At 69.6% G+C, this 16,144-nt stretch carries 17 protein-coding genes and 1 pseudogene; 4 read left to right on the forward strand and 14 right to left on the reverse strand.

Going from position 1 to position 16,144, the window contains the following annotated elements:
* Positions 1–52: 52 nt before the first annotated feature.
* A complete protein-coding gene (locus tag F0P95_RS12690) occupies positions 53–1,321 on the forward strand; it encodes an amino acid permease (protein WP_182334532.1) in 1,269 nt (422 codons plus the stop codon).
* A 48-nt stretch (positions 1,322–1,369) separates the two neighbouring features.
* On the opposite strand, the gene F0P95_RS12695 is transcribed toward F0P95_RS12690, so the two are convergent.
* Positions 1,370–1,999, reverse strand: coding sequence for a cytochrome b/b6 domain-containing protein (locus F0P95_RS12695; RefSeq protein WP_182334533.1), 630 nt, complete (start codon positions 1,997–1,999; stop codon positions 1,370–1,372).
* Entirely contained in the window at positions 1,987–2,670 is a 684-nt protein-coding gene (locus F0P95_RS12700; protein WP_182334534.1) for a dioxygenase family protein, read from the reverse strand. Before F0P95_RS12700 ends, F0P95_RS12695 begins: the two co-directional genes overlap by 13 nt.
* 126 nt (positions 2,671–2,796) lie before the next feature.
* Here F0P95_RS12700 and F0P95_RS12705 point away from each other — a divergent pair, with 126 nt between their 5' ends.
* Genes F0P95_RS12705 through F0P95_RS12715 form a run of 3 tightly spaced genes read left to right on the forward strand, consistent with a single transcriptional unit; the run spans position 2,797 to position 5,452 of the window.
* A complete protein-coding gene (locus F0P95_RS12705) occupies positions 2,797–3,345 on the forward strand; it encodes an RNA polymerase sigma factor (RefSeq protein WP_182334535.1) in 549 nt (182 codons plus the stop codon).
* Positions 3,338–4,363 (forward strand): hypothetical protein, encoded by a 1,026-nt coding sequence (locus tag F0P95_RS12710; RefSeq protein ID WP_182334536.1) that lies wholly within the window; start codon positions 3,338–3,340, stop codon positions 4,361–4,363. The genes F0P95_RS12705 and F0P95_RS12710 overlap by 8 nt, the downstream gene beginning before the upstream one ends.
* A 39-nt stretch (positions 4,364–4,402) precedes the next feature.
* On the forward strand, positions 4,403–5,452 hold the full coding sequence (locus tag F0P95_RS12715; RefSeq protein ID WP_182334537.1) for a C13 family peptidase: 1,050 nt from the start codon (positions 4,403–4,405) through the stop codon (positions 5,450–5,452).
* A 121-nt stretch (positions 5,453–5,573) separates the two neighbouring features.
* Here F0P95_RS12715 and F0P95_RS12720 read toward each other — a convergent pair whose 3' ends face one another.
* The 12 genes and pseudogenes from F0P95_RS12720 to hisG all read right to left on the reverse strand — a co-directional run bounded on the left by F0P95_RS12720 (position 5,574) and on the right by hisG (position 16,142).
* Positions 5,574–5,867 carry a hypothetical protein gene (locus F0P95_RS12720; protein ID WP_182334538.1) on the reverse strand — a complete coding sequence of 98 codons (294 nt, stop codon included), beginning with the start codon at positions 5,865–5,867 and terminating at the stop codon, positions 5,574–5,576.
* 300 nt (positions 5,868–6,167) lie between these two features.
* Positions 6,168–6,689, reverse strand: a complete 522-nt coding sequence (locus F0P95_RS12725) for a hypothetical protein (protein WP_182334539.1) — start codon at positions 6,687–6,689, stop codon at positions 6,168–6,170.
* Between the two features lie 204 nt (positions 6,690–6,893).
* Positions 6,894–7,122 (reverse strand): annotated as a pseudogene (locus F0P95_RS12730) (integrase core domain-containing protein); the annotation flags it as partial.
* 307 nt (positions 7,123–7,429) lie between these two features.
* Positions 7,430–8,956, reverse strand: coding sequence for a calcineurin-like phosphoesterase C-terminal domain-containing protein (locus F0P95_RS12735; RefSeq protein ID WP_182334540.1), 1,527 nt, complete (start codon positions 8,954–8,956; stop codon positions 7,430–7,432).
* A gap of 108 nt (positions 8,957–9,064) precedes the next feature.
* On the reverse strand, positions 9,065–9,700 hold the full coding sequence (gene hisIE / locus F0P95_RS12740) for a bifunctional phosphoribosyl-AMP cyclohydrolase/phosphoribosyl-ATP diphosphatase HisIE (protein WP_182334541.1): 636 nt from the start codon (positions 9,698–9,700) through the stop codon (positions 9,065–9,067).
* A complete protein-coding gene (gene hisF / locus F0P95_RS12745; RefSeq protein WP_182334542.1) occupies positions 9,690–10,466 on the reverse strand; it encodes an imidazole glycerol phosphate synthase subunit HisF in 777 nt (258 codons plus the stop codon). Before hisF ends, hisIE begins: the two co-directional genes overlap by 11 nt.
* Positions 10,460–11,194 (reverse strand): 1-(5-phosphoribosyl)-5-[(5-phosphoribosylamino)methylideneamino]imidazole-4-carboxamide isomerase, encoded by a 735-nt coding sequence (gene hisA, locus F0P95_RS12750; RefSeq protein ID WP_182334543.1) that lies wholly within the window; start codon positions 11,192–11,194, stop codon positions 10,460–10,462. The genes hisF and hisA overlap by 7 nt, the downstream gene beginning before the upstream one ends.
* Entirely contained in the window at positions 11,191–11,793 is a 603-nt protein-coding gene (gene hisH, locus F0P95_RS12755) for an imidazole glycerol phosphate synthase subunit HisH (RefSeq protein WP_182334544.1), read from the reverse strand. The genes hisA and hisH overlap by 4 nt, the downstream gene beginning before the upstream one ends.
* Positions 11,790–12,863: a bifunctional histidinol-phosphatase/imidazoleglycerol-phosphate dehydratase HisB gene (gene hisB / locus F0P95_RS12760; RefSeq protein WP_182334545.1), complete on the reverse strand. Its 1,074-nt coding sequence runs from the start codon at positions 12,861–12,863 to the stop codon at positions 11,790–11,792. Before hisB ends, hisH begins: the two co-directional genes overlap by 4 nt.
* Complete coding sequence (gene hisC, locus F0P95_RS12765) at positions 12,860–13,942, reverse strand: histidinol-phosphate transaminase (protein ID WP_182334546.1); 1,083 nt, start codon at positions 13,940–13,942, stop codon at positions 12,860–12,862. The genes hisB and hisC overlap by 4 nt, the downstream gene beginning before the upstream one ends.
* Positions 13,939–15,234, reverse strand: coding sequence for a histidinol dehydrogenase (gene hisD / locus F0P95_RS12770; protein ID WP_182334547.1), 1,296 nt, complete (start codon positions 15,232–15,234; stop codon positions 13,939–13,941). The genes hisC and hisD overlap by 4 nt, the downstream gene beginning before the upstream one ends.
* Positions 15,231–16,142 (reverse strand): ATP phosphoribosyltransferase, encoded by a 912-nt coding sequence (gene hisG / locus F0P95_RS12775; protein WP_182334548.1) that lies wholly within the window; start codon positions 16,140–16,142, stop codon positions 15,231–15,233. Before hisG ends, hisD begins: the two co-directional genes overlap by 4 nt.
* Between the last annotated feature and the right edge of the window lie 2 nt (positions 16,143–16,144).

A 16,144-nucleotide genomic window follows, 5' to 3' on the forward strand; every position in this document is an offset into this window, starting at 1 on the left:
GCCCGACCCGGTGCCCCGGTACCCGCGGCCGCGCCCTGCTCCTTAGCTCCTGATGACTACCCCCCACCGCCCGCTGGGCTTCTGGTCCGCCACCGCCCTGGTCGTGGGCAGCATGATCGGCTCGGGCACCTTCCTGCTGCCGGCCACGCTGGCCCCCTACGGCGCCGCCACCCTGGTCGGCTGGGCCATCACCCTGTGCGGCGCACTGCTGCTGGCGGTCACTTTCGCCCGCCTGGCGCGGCGCTGGCCGCAGACCGGTGGCCCGTATGTGTTCGCGCGCAACGCGTTCGGCGAACTGCCCGGCTTCGTGGTGGCGTGGAGCTACTGGATCTCGATGTGGTGCGCGATCGCCGCCATCGCGGTGGCGTTCGCCGGCAGCATCGGCGCCATCTTCCCGTCCCTGACCGCCACCCCGGTGCGCGCGGCCGGCTGCAGCCTGGTCGCATTGTGGCTGTGCGCCGGCGTGAACCTGGCCGGGCTGCGCGAGGCCGGCCGCGTGCAACTGCTGACCACCGTGTTGAAAGTGGTGCCGCTGCTGCTGTTCGGGCTGGTGGCGCTGTGGTTCGTCGACACCCGCCACTACGTGCCGTTCAATCCCAGCGGTGAATCGCTGGGCAGCGTGGCCGCCGCCACCGTGGCGCTGACGCTGTGGGCGATGATCGGGCTGGAAGCGGCGACCGTGCCGGCCGGATCGGTGGACGATGCCCCGCGGACCGTGGCCCGCGCCACCGTGGCCGGCACCGCGATCGCCGGCATCGCCACGGTGCTGGCCTGCACCACCGTGCTCGGCCTGCTGCCGGCGGAGGTGCTGGCCCGTTCCAGCGCCCCGATGGCCGACGCTGCGGCGGCATTGTGGGGCCCGGCGGCCGGCGTGCTGCTGGCGGTGGTGATGGCGGTGTCCTGCGTCGGCGCGCTCAACGGCTGGACCCTGCTGGCGGCGCAGTTGCCGATGGCCGCGGCCCGCGACGGCGTGCTGCCGCGCGCCTTCGCCCGCGAGAACGCGCGCGGCGCCCCGGCCTTCGGCGTCATCGTCAGCTGCCTGCTGGCCAGCGTGCTGGTGATCAGCAACTACAACCGCTCGCTGGTGGACCTGTTCAAGTTCTCGGTGCTGCTGTCCACCGCCGCCACCCTGCTGCCCTACCTTGCCGGCGCAGCCGCCTGGCTGTGGCGCGGCGATGGCCGGGGCTCGCGGCTGGCCGCCGCCGGCGCGCTGGCCTTCAGCCTCTACGCGCTGGGCGGCATCGGCGCCGAAGCGCTGCTGTGGGGCGCCGGCCTGGTCGTGGCCGGGCTGCCGATCTATTTCTGGCTGCGACGGGGTTGATGCGCCGCCGGCAGGCGGCGGGCATCTGCCCTCCGTCGGATGCCGACTTCATTCCCCGACCTGCGACGCCGCGCCGGCGCCGGTGCATCGTGCCGGCCCGCCGTCTGCGGCCTTTCCGGGCAACGCACCGAACCCCATGCGCCGGACGATGAAACCGTCACCATGCCGGATCTGGCGCGACACCGCGGCCGCCACATGCAGGCCGGCCAGGGCCGACAGCGCCCAGGCGCCGTACACATGCACGTACCAGGCGAGCGCCCGTCCTGTTTCGTCGGCCGGCGGGACGAACAGCGCCGGCACCTGCACGCCCGCGAACAGGGTCCGGTCCGCGCCCATCCAGACCCAGATCACGTGGCCGCTCACCGGCAGCAGCAGCGCCAGCGCGTACAGCAGGCCATGGACCCCGCTGCGGATCCATCCCCTCCAGGGCGTGGCATCGTCGGCTCCCGGCACCGGCAGCCACAGGCGCAGGGCCAGGCGCAGCAATGTCAGGCACAGGATCAGCATGCCCAGCCGGAAATGCAGCGGGAACAGCGCCTCGGACAGCGCCGGCGTGGGCGCATGTTCGGCCGCGAACCCGAGCGCGATCTGCAGCGTCAGCAGCAGCGCGAGCAGCCAGTGCAGCAGGCGCAGGGCGAGCGGATAACGCTGCACGCGGCGGCCGCTCACGGCGCGCACTGCGGGTATCCGGGGATGTTCCGGCCCAGCACGATGTCGCGCTGCGCCTCCCAGCCATCGCCGACCCGCACCGGCGTGACGATGCCCGGGCCACCACGGCCCGGCGACGCCTTGCGCGCGACCGCGGGCGTCAGGTGCGGGTCGTCGCGGAACAACACGTCGTCGATGTAGTACAGCGCGCAGCCACGCTCGATCACGTACAGGTGGATGTGCCGGGGCAAGCGGGTTCCCGGGTAGCTGCCCGGGCGCACGGTGAGGAACGCATAGCGCCCGTCGGCATCGGTGGCGGCCCAGCCGCGCAGTCGTCCGTGCTGGCGGACACCCGGTGTGCGGTCGGTCTTCTCGCCCGGGTAGAGGCCCTGCTGGTTGGTCTGGTGCGCATAGACGACCACACCCGGGCGCGGCCGCCCGTGCGCATCGGTAACGCGCCCATGCAGGCGCAGCCGCTGGCCGGGCTCGTCGACCGGCGCCAACCGGGCGCTGGCCGCCGGCGCGGCCGGCAACCCGATCAGCGCCACCTCGCAGTCCTCGCAGGGCCGACCGACGACCGGCGTGGTAGCGGCGCCGGCAGCGCTGCAGGCGGCCAGCAGGACAAACAGCAGCGGCACCCGCACGGCCGGTGCGGCGGGGGATGCAGGGTACGGGATCGACAGTCCGGTGGATCGTTGCATGCGGATGCTCCAGGCAGGGGGCTGTGATGAAGAGCGCCGCCACCGCCTCGGCGTTAACCGCGTCGCCGTGTTAACACTCCACACCGCCGCTCCCTCTTTCCCCGTGTCCCCCCGACCCTCCAGGACATGAAGGCCGCGACCCTCCCGTTGGACATCGCCCGGCACGTACAGGAAGCCCGCCGCGGGTCGCAGGCGGCGTTCGCCTGGCTTTACCGCACCTTCGCCCCGCTGGTGCATGCCATCCACCTGGGCATGGCGCCGCGCGCGCGGGCGGAGGAGCTGACCCAGGAAACCTTCGTCATCGCCTTCGGCAGGCTGGAGCAGTTGCGCGAGCCGGCGCGCTTCGGGCCATGGATCGCGATGATCGCGCGCCGCAACCGGCCCCCAACCGCCCTCGACGAACATGCGCTGGCCGACGCCGACGAACCGGTCTGGCCTGGGGCGGGCCCGGACGCGATGGCGCAGGCCGGCCAGGCACTGCACGCGATCCGCACCCTGCCCGAGGCCTACCGCGAGACCCTGATCCTGCGCCTGGTCGAAGGCCTCAGCGGACCGGAGATCGCCAGCCTCACCGGACTGACCCCGCAATCGGTCCGGGTGAACCTTCACCGCGGCATGCAGCGGCTGCGCGATGCGCTGGGCATCGCCCGGCAGGAGCAAACGAGCGATGGTTGAGACACCCGATCCGCTGTGGGACCCGGACCTGCCGGGCGACCACGAACTCGAGCGGCTGACCACACTGTTGGGCCGCTACCGCCATGTCCCCGGGCCGCTGCCCACCGCACCGACGCTGCGCCGCAGGCGCAGCAGGCGGGTCCTGCCGATGGCCGCGGCCGCCGCACTGGTTGCCGGCATTGCCATCGTCGCCGCGTGGCTGCCATGGCGCCTGCAGTGGAGCGAGCACCGGCAGTGGGCGGTCGAGGTCGAAGCCGATGCCCGCACCCTGCCGGCGACGCTGGCGGTCGGACAGACGCTGGCGACGGCGGCAACGCAGTCGGCCACTTTGCAGGTGGCGCGCATCGGCCGGATGCAGGTGCTGCCAGGGACCCGGGTCCGGCTTACGGACACCCGCACCGGCCACCACCGCCTCGAACTGCTGGAAGGTCGCATCCGTGCGCGCATCTGGGCGCCACCCGGGCATTTCGGCATCGCCACCGGCAGCAGCGAAACCGTCGACCTGGGATGCGCGTTCGAGATGAGCCGCTCGCCACAGGGCGACGGCACCCTGCGCGTCACCAGCGGCTGGGTCATGCACCGCGTGGAAGGCCAGGAAACCCTGGTGCCGGCCGGTTCGACCCTCGACTTCAGCGCCGAACGCAGCGGCATTCCACTGGCCAGCGACGCGGGCGCCGGCTTCCGCACGGCCGTCATCCGCTTCGACCAGGCGATGGCCGCCGGCCAGCGCCCCCCCGATGCCGAGGCCCGGGTCGCACGCGAGGCGACGGCCGCGGACCGGTTCAGCCTGCTCACCCTGCTTACCCGCTATCCGGCGCTGGCCTCCGGGCCGCTCTACACCCGGCTGGCGACAATGTTCGACAGCGCGCCTCCGCCAGGGCACCGCGCGGCGTGGCTGCACGGCGACGTGCAGGCCATGAACCTATGGTGGGAACAGATCCCGCGCCCCCCCAAGGCGTGGTGGTTGAACTGGCGCGACGCGCTGGACCAGGCACCGGCGGTTCCCGCGGCGGGTTGATAATGCATACGATCATCCGGTTCCGCCGACCCAGCGCCCATGCCCGCAGCCCTCACCGCCTCGATCCGCCGCACCCGGCAGCCGCGCGCCATCGCCTTGGCCTGCGCGCTGGCCTGCGCGATCTGGCCGGCGCTGGCACAGACCCCGGACACCCCGCCCTGGGAACCGACCACGCCGGCGCTGGACGACCGCCAGCAGGCCCTGCTCGAGGACATGCTTGCGCGGCTGCCGCCGCAGCGCCCGGGCGTGGCCGACGTGTACGTGCTGGGCGTGGCCGGCGATGCCGACGAGGACGTGTTCCGCAACGAGGTCGCCTACCTGCGGCAGCTGTCGGCACGGCGCTGGGATGCGCCCGGGCGCATGCTGGCGCTGGTCAACCAGCCGGACACGCTGCCGGATGAGGCGCCGCTGCCGCCGGCGACCTACGAAAGCATCGGCCGCGCGCTGGACGGGCTGGGGCAGGTGCTCGACCCTCGCGAGGACGTGCTGTTCGTGTACCTGAGCAGCCATGGCCTGGACGACAGCAGCCTCTACCTGCACACCGGGCCGGACCAGGAGGACTACCTGACGCCGGAGGACCTGGCGCAGCTGCTCGAAGAGGCCGGCATCGGCAATGCGGTGATCGTGGTCTCGGCCTGCTATTCGGGGGGCTTCGTGCCGGTGCTGAAGGCCGCCAACCGCATGGTCATCACCGCTGCGCGCAGCGACCGCCCCTCCTTCGGCTGCGGCAATACCGACAGCGCCACCTGGTTCGGCCGCGCGTTCCTGGTCGAGGCGCTGAACGCCACCGACGACTTCGCCGCCGCCTTCGCCATGGCCCGCGACAGCGTTCGCCGGCGCGAGAAGCAGGAAGGCGAGTTGCCATCGCATCCCCAATTCGCCGCCGGCAAGGCGATCGCGCCGGTGCTGGCGCACTGGCGCGCCGGGCTGCCGGCAAGTGCGCCGGTACCCTATCCGTTCGTGCATGCGCCGTCGGCCCGGTATGGCGCCAGGCTGGAAATGATCTCTCTGCAAGCCGCTTTCCATAGCAAATCGGGAAGAGGGCATGAAGTCCACCCGCCTCCAGAAATTCTGGATAACCCTTCATGAATAAACCCGCTTGAGCCCGTGCGGTCAAGCCCTGTCCATGGACCGTATTCGGGTGCAGAGCCTGTGCATGAAGCCCGGTTTCCCGGGCTTCATGCATACCGTTACTGCACACAGGATGGGATCAGAACATCGTAGCGAGTTCTGGATACTGCTGCTTAGCAAGCTGACGCCCTTCAAGCGGCGCGAGGCGTTCCGCCTGAAGAGCCATAACACCAATGAGATACTGGCAATCCGCCACGGCTGCCTGCGTCGTTTCGACTTCGAATTGCTCCCGCGACGGATAGAACAGACCCTTGGCGCCCTTCAGATCGTAAACATAGTCCAGCGCAATCTGATCCGATTCGAGGCTTAAACCGTAACCGAAAAAATCCTCGGCCAGCTGCATAGCCACTGGCGTCGACAAGGGGAATTTCACCCCCATGCCTTAGAGCCAATCGATTGCAGGCATTTCGCGCACTTCTAGCGTGTCTACAAAGTATGGCCGCTGGAGGCGGTCAGGCTTGTGCTCACGCCACCAGTCGATTCGGTGATTTCGTGTTCTCAAGAAGTCACTTTCCTGCCATGACGCCCCGTGGTCGACTGTCCATTAGGGCATGCCTGCTATCGGCATGGTGCCCTGAGCTTCTGGCTGCACGCCCTTTGCCGTGGAACCAGCAGAAATGGCCTGCTGCGTCCAAGTCGTCAGCGAGCAGATAGATGGCGCCCCCATTCTGCATCATTCCTTGACCAATGTGGCTTCAAAGACACCTCTACCCAAAACAACACCGACAGCCATAATCTCGGAAACAAGGATAAGCGCGCTCTTGATTCCGAAAATATTTTCATATCTCCGGGTAATTACTATATCGACCCCAGGTAGCCGAATTATCGCAAACAGGCACATCGCGACAAGAACAAAGCACACGACAACAATCCAGCTTCGCCTTTGCTTTCGCCCCTCAATCTCGGAAACAAAGGGGTAAACAACATAACGAGAATAATTAAATGCCCGATAAACAAGAAATGGAGACAGCAGAAATGCCAAATAGGCGCATATCAATCGCTCCCTCCAATCCCCGTATCCATGCCCTACAAATAAATTTGCATAATAACTTACCAGCGGCACCCCACCCTCCTGCATGGCCGCTATTAAATTTTCCACATAACTTTTCGACAGAAAATACGGGGTTGTTAGAAAAGCCACTGCCAAAACATAATAAATCAGCAATCTCACCCCACCCATTTCCATAGATTTCATTTTACCTACCACCCCGCAATATCCAACATCCCATTTATCAACCCCATATCCCCCATGCAATTTACCCCCAACTGTCAAGAAAAGAGATTTCGCCCGGCAAGTTCAGTTTTGGAACGCAACTCTTCCTTTGGATGTTGGCAGATGCACAAGGAAACGAAGCCCAAGCCCACCAATTGACCTGACGCAGCGCCGACGCCCCCGCCTTCAGTAGCAGGACGATTCAGAGTCCGGGGTAATGTAGGCGGATGGCATCAGCCCGTCGAGTGCCTTCTTCACCCGCTCCTCGTTGTATTCCCGATGCCAGGTTTCAATGCGACCCGGGCGTGCAACAGATGGAGGAACCAGTGTTCGTCGAGGCACTCGTCGCGCAGGCGGCCTTTAGAAGATTCGACATAGGCGTGCGGTTCGGCTTGCCGGGTTGGATCAGGCGCAGCGCGAAAAAAAATCCATAATTTCCATTATCCATCGTGGCATCAGCAGATATTTGATTGCATTGGTGATGGCTCCCTGCCTGCGCTCGTATTTGGCGCGCTGACAGGGCGGACTACCGGCGGGCGCGCCGCTGCGCTATCTCTTCGTGTGCATGCCCCGCTGGCAAGCAACAGCAAGCACGAATCCCCGTAGAAGCACAGGCTGGCGCGCGATGAGCCGCGACTCCCTCTGCAACAGTCCGCACATTCTTTGCGTGGGGCAAATGGAAAAGCCATATCGCGGACCGACCTGCGCTCCCGCCAGTTGCATCAGGGTTGCGCGTCCTGCAGCCGGTAGGTGGTGTGGCTGCGGTACTCCCTGCCGTTGAGCGTGGTGCGCACCTCGACCGTGTGTTCGCCCACCTCCAGCCGGGTCGGCAACGCCGCGCGCCACAGGTGCGAGGACGGCGTGGCTTCGGGCGAACGGTCGTAGCCGCGCAGCAGGTCGGCCTGGTCGTCGGCCACGTTCTCGGCCAGCAGGCGCGGATCGGGCTGCTCGACCCGCTTCATCGGCTGCCAGTCGCCGCCGTCGACGCGGAACTCCACCGGCAGGCCGTCATGGCCCATGAACACGTTGGCGTACACCCCCCACGCCGGGTACGCGCCATGCCGCAGCACCCGGGGCGCATGCAGCGCGATCTGCATGTCCTCCGGCGCACGGGCGACGCGGTACTCCACGCTGTAGCGGCCCTGCGGCTGCACGTTGAGCAGGCCGTAGCCGTTGGGCGTGCCATCGGACATGGTGGTGTCGGGAATGCCCTGCGCATCCTTCACTCCGGACCAGAACGCACCGCAGGCCGCACCGACGTTGTATTCGTGCAGCGGCCGTGCGCCCTTCCAGCCCTGCGCCGCGCTCCAGAACACCTGGCTCTGGTTGTGGGTATGGCCGCTGAGCACCAGCGGGTGCGGCAGCTTCTCGAGCAGCGCGAACAGGCGCGCGCGATCCTCGGCGCGGAAGCCGCGGTCGAACAGCGGGATGTGCAGGCCCAGCACCACCAGCCGGTCCCTGGGCAGGGTCGGCAGGTAGCGCTCGAGGAAGGCGAACTGGTCTTCGCGCAGGCCGCCGACATACGCCGGCTTCTGCCCCGGCAGGGCGATGACGTCGTCCAGGCCGATGAACACCATCGACGGTTCTTCCCAGGCATAGGTGTCCGGGCCGAGCTGGCGGTGGAAGCTGTCCAGCGCGTCGGCATCGCTGCGCGCGCCCAGGTCCATGTCGTGGTTGCCGGGCACGTGCAGCCACGGCACCCCCAGCGAGGTCACCGCCTTGACCAGCAGCGGATACAGCGCCGGGTCGTCGTTGCTGATGTCGCCCAGGGTCATGCCCAGCCGCGCTTGGTGGCGGCCACGCAGCGGCGCGACGATGTCGCGCTCGAAGTAGTCCACGTCCAGCGTGCTGGAGGTCTGGCTGTCGGCCATCACCAGGGCCTGGAAACTGTCCGCCGCATCCGCCTGCGGCACCAGCGCGAACGGGCGGCATTGGGTACCCGCCACCTCGCCCGCGCGCGGGCGCCAGATATCGGGCAGGCCATCGGCACGCGCGGCGGCACGACGGCCCGCGGGCTTGATGACGAACACGACGGGCTGCGGCGAATCCGGCAGCCGGTAGCGGCCCTCGCGGCCGGTGACGGCGATGTGCTCGCCGTCGGACACGCGGATGCCCGGCAGCGGCTGTTCCCCCGGGTCGCGCACGCCATTGCCGTTGGCATCGTCGAACACCGCGCCCTCCACGCAGGACGCGGCCGCGGTCAGCGGTACGCAGGCCAGCAACAGGCCGGCGAACAGGGAATGGCGCATGCGAGCCTCGTCAGGCGAACGGACAGGCCGCCATTATCGCGCCGTCATGCCACGCGCGCATGGCGCCGGGCCGGCCAGGGACGGCAGGCGCCCGCGCCACACCTGCGTTCAGCGTGCCGCCTTCTCCGCGGCCCTGGCGTGGCGCTGTTCCAGCACCGCCACCGCATCGTCCAGCGACAGCCCGCGCGCGCGCAGCAGTACGATCAGGTGGAACAGCAGGTCGGCCGACTCGCCCAGCAGCTCGTCATCGCGCTGGACCACGCCGGCCAGCGCCGTCTCCACGCCCTCCTCGCCCACTTTCTGGGCGATGTGGCGGGTGCCTTTCTCGAACAGCTTGGTGGTGTAGCTGTTGAGCGGGCGGTCGTGTTCGCGCTGCCGGACCAGTGCGTCCAGCGCGCCCAGGAACTGCCCCGGCGCGTCGCCGAAACAGCTGTTGCTGCCGGTGTGGCAGGTCGGCCCGTGCGGGTGCGCGCTGACCAGCAGGGTATCGCCGTCGCAGTCGGCACGGATGGCCACCAGCTCCAGGTGGTGGCCCGAGGTCTCGCCCTTGGTCCACAGGCGCTGCTTGCTGCGGCTGAAGAAGGTCACCCGGCCGTCGCGCAGGGTCCGGTCCAGCGCGGCGCGGTCCATGTAGCCGAGCATCAGCACGCGCAATGTCGCCGCGTCCTGCACGATGACCGGCATCAGCCCGCCGACCTTGTCCCAGTCCAGCGCGGTCGTGTCGAAGGTTGTTTCAGTAGACATCGCGTACCTCGATCTGTTGTTCGCGCAGGAACCGCTTGAGTTCAGGAATGGCGATGGCCCCGGAGTGGAACACACTGGCCGCCAACGCGCCGTCGACGTCGGCCTGTTCGAATACGTCGGCGAAATGCCCGGGCGTGCCGGCGCCGCCTGAGGCGATCAGCGGCACGCTGCACAGGGCGCGGGCCTGGCGCAGCTGGGCGATGTCGTAGCCGTTGCGCACGCCGTCGCTGTCCATGCAGTTGAGCACGATCTCGCCGGCACCGCGCTGCTGCGCCTCGCGCAGCCAGTCCAGGGTCAGCCGTGCCTCGTCGCGGGTGCGCGCCGGGTCGCCGGTGTAGGAGCGCACGCGCCACTGCCCGTCGGGTTCGCGGATCGAGTCGATGCCGACGACCACGCATTGCTGGCCGAATGCCGCGGCCAGCTCGCCGATCAGCGCCGGCCGCTCCAGCGCCGGGGTGTTGATCGAGATCTTGTCGGCGCCGGCATTGAGGATCGCACGCGCGGTGTCCACGTCGCGGATGCCGCCAGCCACGCAGAACGGGATGTCGATCAGGCGTGCGACACGCTCGATCCAGCCCCGGTCCACCGAGCGCCCCTCCGGGCTGGCCGAGATGTCGTAGAACACCAGTTCGTCGGCGCCCTGGTCGCGGTAGCGCAGCGCCAGCTCGGTGATCCCGCCCATGTCGACATGGTCGCGGAAGCGCACGCCCTTGACCACGCGGCCATCGCGCACGTCCAGGCAGGGAATGATGCGGCGGCTCAACATGCCAGCGCCTCCTGCAGCTGCAGCCGGCCTTCCAGCAGCGCCTTGCCCAGTACCGCGCCGGCGCAGCCGGCCGCGCGCGCCGCGGCCACGTCGGCGACATCGCGCACGCCACCGGAAGCCTGTACCGCCACCCCGGGCAACAGCCGCGACAGGTGCGCGTACAGGTCCAGGTTGGGACCGGACAGCATGCCGTCGCGGGCGATGTCCGTGCACAGCAGGTGCTGCATGCCCGCCTGCGCATAGCGCACGGCGAGTTCGTCCAGGGTGACATCGGCGGTCTCGGTCCAGCCGTGCACCGGCAACCGCCACACGCCATCGTCGCCTTGCCGCGTGTCCAGCGCGATGGTCAGCCGCGCGGCGCCGAACTCGTGCAGCCACGCCAGCACCTGCGCGGGCTCGCGTACCGCCAGCGAACCGACCACCACGCGGCTCGCGCCGGCATCGAGGATGCGGGCCACGTCGTCGCGGCAACGCACGCCGCCACCGGTCTGTACCTGCAGCCGGGTGTCCGCGGCGATCCGTGCCAGCAGGGGCGCCAGGGTGTAGCCACCGGCCCTGGCCGCGTCCAGGTCGACCAGGTGCATCCACTGCGCGCCGGCGGCGGCGAAGGCCTGTGCGCGCGGCAACGGATCGTCGCCGTAGGTGGTCTGCTGCGCATAGTCGCCCTGCAACAGGCGCACCACCTGCCCATCGCGGATATCGAGCGCGGGATAGACGGTAAAGCTCATGAAAGATCGCTCTCGATGAAATTGCGCAGGATGCGCGCGCCGGGGCCGGCCGAACGTTCGGGATGGAACTGCGCACCGCACAGGCGGCCACGCTGCACCACCGCGGTGAACAGGCCGCCGTGGTGGCACGCGGCCACGGTATCGGAAGTGACCGGTGCGGCGTAGCTGTGCACGAAATAGGCGCTGGAGCCGGGCGTCACGCCGTCCAGCAGCGGCGACTCGCGCAGCGCCAGCAGCTTGTTCCAGCCCATGTGCGGCACCCGCACGCCCACCGCCGGATGCAGGCGCCGCACCACCCCCGGCAGCAGCCCCAGGCACTCCACCCCGCCTTCCTCGGACCCCTCGAACAGCAGCTGCATGCCCAGGCAGATGCCCAGCAGCGGCACCTGCAGTTCGCGCAGCGGCTGCACCAGCCCCTGCGCGTGCAGCCGGCGCATGCCTTCGGCGGCGGCGCCGACGCCGGGCAGGATCACCCGCGAGGCGCCTTCCAGGCCGGCGGGCTCGCGCACCATGCGCACCGCCACGCCCAGCCGCTCCAGCGCATAGCGCACCGAGCCGAGGTTGGCGCCGCCGGCATCAATCAGGCCGACCGTGGTCACAACGCCCCCTTGGTCGATGGCAGCTCGGTGCCCTCGCGACGGATCGCCTGGCGCAGGGCGCGGGCCAGCGCCTTGAAGCAGGCCTCGATCTTGTGGTGGTCGTTGTCGCCCTCGACCTTGAGGTTCAGGTTCAACCCGGCCGCATCGCACAGCGAGCGGAAGAAATGCGGCACCAGTTCGGTGGGCATGTCGCCGACCCGCTCGCGCTTGAACACGCCCTCGAACACGAAGTACGGGCGGCCGCTGAAATCCAGCGCGGCGCTGGCCAGGGTTTCGTCCATCGGCAGGGTGAAACCGTAGCGGCCGATGCCGCGCTTGTCGCCCAGCGCCTCGCGCAGCGCCTGGCCCAGCGCCAGGCCGGTGTCCTCGATGGTGTGGTGTTCGTCGATGTGCAGGTCGCCCCTGGCCTGCACTTCCAGCGCGAAGCCGCCATGGCGGCCGATCTGGTCGAGCATGTGGTCGAAGAACGGCAGGCCGGTGTCCACCTGCGACGCCGCGGCCCGGTCCAGGTCGACGGCGACGCGGATCTGCGTTTCCCGGGTATCGCGCTGCACGACGGCGCGGCGCGGCGCATCGGCCAGCTCGTGGGCGATGCCGTCCCAGTCCCATTGCCCGCCGAACTGCGCGGTGCGCAGCTGGAAGCCGCGGATCCGCAGGTTCTCGGCGAACTGGATGTCGGTGGGCCGGTCGCCGACCACCGCCGAGCGCGCCCAGTCGATCGAGCGGTCCTGCAGGTAGGGCAGCATCATGCCGATACCCGGCTTGCGGTTGGGGCTGTTGTCGGCCGGCCAACTCGGGTCGATGAGCACCTCGCGGAACACGATGCCCTGGCTGGCGAAGATCTGCAGCATCAGGTCGTTGGGGCCGTCGAAGCTGGCCTGCGGGTAGCTGTCGCTGCCCAGCCCGTCCTGATTGGAGACGATGACGAACTGGTAGCCGGCGTCGCGCAGGCGCAGCATCGCCGGGATCACGTTCCTGACGAAGCGGATCTTCTCGTAGGCGTCGATCTGGAAATCAGCCGGCTCCTCGATCAGGGTGCCGTCGCGGTCGACGAACAGGATGGGGGTCATGCTGCAGGCTCCAGCGTGGCGAGCACGCCCAGTACGCGCGCGTTCTGTTCAGGGGTACCGAGGGTGATGCGCAGCGCGTCGTGCAGCTGCGGCGCGCCGCGCTGGTCGCGCACCACCACCCCGGCGACCAGCAGCCGCTGGAACGCGGCCTCGGCGTCGACCAGGCGCACCAGCAGGAAATTGGCGTCGGACGGGTACACCCGGCGCACGCCGGGCAACTGCGCCAGCGCGGCGCGCAGGCGCTCGCGCTCGGCGCGTACCAGGGCGATGCGTTCGCGCGTGCGCGCCAGCGCCGCGTCGTCCAGCCCGGCCAGCGCCAGCGCCGAACACGGCGCCGGGATCGGGTACGGTGCCTGGCAGTTGCGCAGCACCGCGATCAGCCCGGCATCGGCGATCACGCAGCCGATGCGCGCCGCCGCCAGCGCATGCGCCTTGGACAGCGTGCGCAGCACGGCGATGTTGTCATGCCGCGGCAGCAGGCTTGCCGCCGAAGGCTCGTCGGCGAATTCGGCATAGGCCTCGTCGACCACCACCAGCGCCTGCCCGCGCAGCGCCGCGGCCACCCGCTCGACCTGCGCCAGGCCGATGCTCGACCCGCCCGGGTTGGAGGGCGAGCACAGGAACACCAGGCGTGCATTGCCCTGTTTCGCGGTGGCGATGATGGCCTCGATGTCCGGCACCAGCCCGGCATCGTCATCGCGCAGCGGCACCTCCAGCGCGGGCGCGTTCTGCAGCCGCGCGCTGACCGCATACATGCCGAACACCGGCGGCGTGTACAGCACGCCATCGCGGCCGGGCGCGCACAGCGCGCGCACCAGCAGGTCGATGGCTTCGTCGCTGCCGCGCCCGATCAGCAACTGCTCGGACCTGCACCCGTAAAGCGCGGCCAGGCGTTCGCGCAGCGCCTGCGGCTGCGGCTCGGGATAGCGCCGGCACAGCGCCGCCGCATCGCCCGGGTTGGGCCACGCCGATTCATTGGCATTGAGCCAGATCTCGCCTTCCAGCCGGGTGCTGCGCGCGGACGCATACCCGGCGAAGCCGCGCAGGTCCTCGCGCACCAGGTCGAGCACGCCGCTCATTGCGCCACCTCCAGCCGCAGCGCGACCGCGTTGGCGTGCGCGTCCAGCCCTTCGGCGCGGGCCATCACCAGCGCGCACGGCCCGATCCCGGCAATGCCCTGCGCGCTGGCGGCCTGCACGCTTATCTGGTTCTGGAAGCTGGCCACGCTGACCCCGCTGTAGGCGCGCGCGGCACCGGCGGTGGGCAGCACGTGGTTGGTGCCGGAGCAGTAGTCGCCGAGCGCTTCGGGCGTGTAGTCGCCCAGGAACACCGAACCGGCCGCCTCGACCCGCTCCAGCCAGTCGCGCGGCTGCCGCAGCGCCAGGATCAGGTGCTCGGGCGCGTAGCGGTTGGAGATGGAGAATGCCTGCTCGATCGACGCGACCTGGACCAGCAACGAGGCCGCCAGCGCCTGCCGGGCGATGGTTTCGCGCGGCAGCCGCGCCACCTGGCGCTCCACTTCGTCGCGCACCGCGGCGATCAACGCGGCGTCGTCGCTGAGCAGCAGCACCTGCGAGTCGGGGCCGTGTTCGGCCTGCGACAGCAGGTCGGCGGCGACGAAGGCCGGGTTGGCACCGGCATCGGCGATCACCAGCACCTCCGACGGCCCCGCCGGCATGTCGATGGCCGCGGCACCGGCCTGCGCCACCTGCTGCTTGGCCTCGGTGACGTAGGCATTACCCGGCCCGAACAGCTTGTCGCAGGACGGAACGGTTGCGGTGCCCCAGGCCATCGCCGCGATCGCCTGCGCGCCGCCGATCTTGTAGACCTGGTGCACGCCGGTCAGCCGGGCGGCCACCAGCACCGCCGGGTCGGCGGTACCATCGCGGCGCGGCGGCGTGCACAGCACCACCTGGCGGCAACCGGCCAGTTTCGCCGGCACGCCCAGCATCAGCGCGGTCGACGGCAGTGGCGCGCTGCCGGCCGGTACGTACAGGCCGACGCGGGCGATGGCGCGGACGACCTTGCCGCAGACCACGCCCGGCGCGGTCTCCACCGAGTACGGCTGGGCCATGCCGGCGCGGTGATAGGTGTCGATGCGTTCGGCCGCCTGCTGCATGGCGATGCGCAGTTCCGCCGGCACCGCCTGCTCGGCGGCGGCGAACTCGGCTTCGCTCACCTCGAAGCATTCCAGCGCCACCCCGTCCAGGCGCGCGGTGATGTCGCGCAGCGCGGCGTCGCCGCCGTCGCGGACCTGCCCGATCAGTGCCTCCACCGCGGCGCGGGTCTGCGCGGCCACCGCCTGTGCCGGCCGGGTCAGCGCGCGTGCCTGCGCGTCGGCATCCAGTGCGTTCCAGTCGATGATGTTCATGCCAGCGACTTCTCCACGGCCAGCACCATCAGCCCCTGGGCGCCGGCGCGCTCGAGTTCTTCCAGCCGCTGCCAGCTCAGCGCGCCGTTGCACATGGTCTGCAGGCGCACCGACGTGCCATCGCCCGGCAGCCGCAGCAGCGGCTCGGCGTCGGGCAGCAGCCGCGCCAGCGCATCCACGCGTTCTTCGGCGGCCGAGAACATCAGCAGCTTGCGGTCCTGCACCCTGCTCAGGCCATCCAGGCGGCGCAGCAGCATCGCCATCAGCCCGGCACGGGCGTCGTCCAGTTCGTGCACCGGGCCGGCCAGTACCGCCTCGCTGTCCAGCAGCGTTTCCACCGGCCTGAGCTGGTTGGCCGCGAGCGTGGCGCCGCTGGACACCAGGTCGCAGATCAGGTCGGCGGTACCCAGCTTCGGCGCGATCTCCACCGAACCGGACAGTTCCACCACCTGTGCGTCCACGCCCTTGTCGCGCAGCCATGCGGCGAGGATGGCCGGATAGCTGGTGGCGATGCGCTTGCCCGACAGCTGCGCCACGCCCTGCCAGTCCCAGTCCTCGGGCACGGCGATCATCAGCCGGCACTGGCCGAAGCCAAGCCCGCGCAGCGGCTGGTAGGCATCGGGCAGGCCCAGCTGGCGGCGCGCCTTGGCCTGCTCGTCCAGTTCATTCAGGCCGACCACGCCGAGGTCGCAGACGCCATCGGCGATCAGCCCGGGAATATCGTCGTCGCGCACCAGCAGCAGGTCCACCGGCAGCGACTCGCCGAAGCAGAACAGCTTGTCGCGGCTCTGCCGCCAGCTCAGCCCGCAGGCGGCCAGCAGGCTGCGCGCCGGGTCGGCCAGGCGCCCGCTCTTCTGGATGGCGATACGCAGCCGGTCGCGGGCCGGCGCGGAGGAGGAAGCACTCATGG

Source organism: Stenotrophomonas acidaminiphila (assembly GCF_014109845.1).
In the GTDB taxonomy this organism is placed as follows: domain Bacteria; phylum Pseudomonadota; class Gammaproteobacteria; order Xanthomonadales; family Xanthomonadaceae; genus Stenotrophomonas; species Stenotrophomonas acidaminiphila.

Bases quoted from the DNA above. Each gene is read 5' to 3' on its own strand.
- F0P95_RS12690 (WP_182334532.1), top strand. From the start codon at position 53: ATGACTACCCCCCACCGCCCGCTGGGCTTCTGGTCCGCCACCGCCCTG.
- F0P95_RS12700 (WP_182334534.1), bottom strand. From the start codon at position 2,670: ATGCAACGATCCACCGGACTGTCGATCCCGTACCCTGCATCCCCCGCC.
- F0P95_RS12705 (WP_182334535.1), top strand. From the start codon at position 2,797: ATGAAGGCCGCGACCCTCCCGTTGGACATCGCCCGGCACGTACAGGAA.
- F0P95_RS12710 (WP_182334536.1), top strand. From the start codon at position 3,338: ATGGTTGAGACACCCGATCCGCTGTGGGACCCGGACCTGCCGGGCGAC.
- F0P95_RS12715 (WP_182334537.1), top strand. From the start codon at position 4,403: ATGCCCGCAGCCCTCACCGCCTCGATCCGCCGCACCCGGCAGCCGCGC.
- F0P95_RS12725 (WP_182334539.1), bottom strand. From the start codon at position 6,689: ATGAAATCTATGGAAATGGGTGGGGTGAGATTGCTGATTTATTATGTT.
- F0P95_RS12735 (WP_182334540.1), bottom strand. From the start codon at position 8,956: ATGCGCCATTCCCTGTTCGCCGGCCTGTTGCTGGCCTGCGTACCGCTG.
- hisIE (WP_182334541.1), bottom strand. From the start codon at position 9,700: ATGTCTACTGAAACAACCTTCGACACGACCGCGCTGGACTGGGACAAG.
- hisF (WP_182334542.1), bottom strand. From the start codon at position 10,466: ATGTTGAGCCGCCGCATCATTCCCTGCCTGGACGTGCGCGATGGCCGC.
- hisA (WP_182334543.1), bottom strand. From the start codon at position 11,194: ATGAGCTTTACCGTCTATCCCGCGCTCGATATCCGCGATGGGCAGGTG.
- hisB (WP_182334545.1), bottom strand. From the start codon at position 12,863: ATGACCCCCATCCTGTTCGTCGACCGCGACGGCACCCTGATCGAGGAG.
- hisC (WP_182334546.1), bottom strand. From the start codon at position 13,942: ATGAGCGGCGTGCTCGACCTGGTGCGCGAGGACCTGCGCGGCTTCGCC.
- hisD (WP_182334547.1), bottom strand. From the start codon at position 15,234: ATGAACATCATCGACTGGAACGCACTGGATGCCGACGCGCAGGCACGC.
- hisG (WP_182334548.1), bottom strand. From the start codon at position 16,142: ATGAGTGCTTCCTCCTCCGCGCCGGCCCGCGACCGGCTGCGTATCGCC.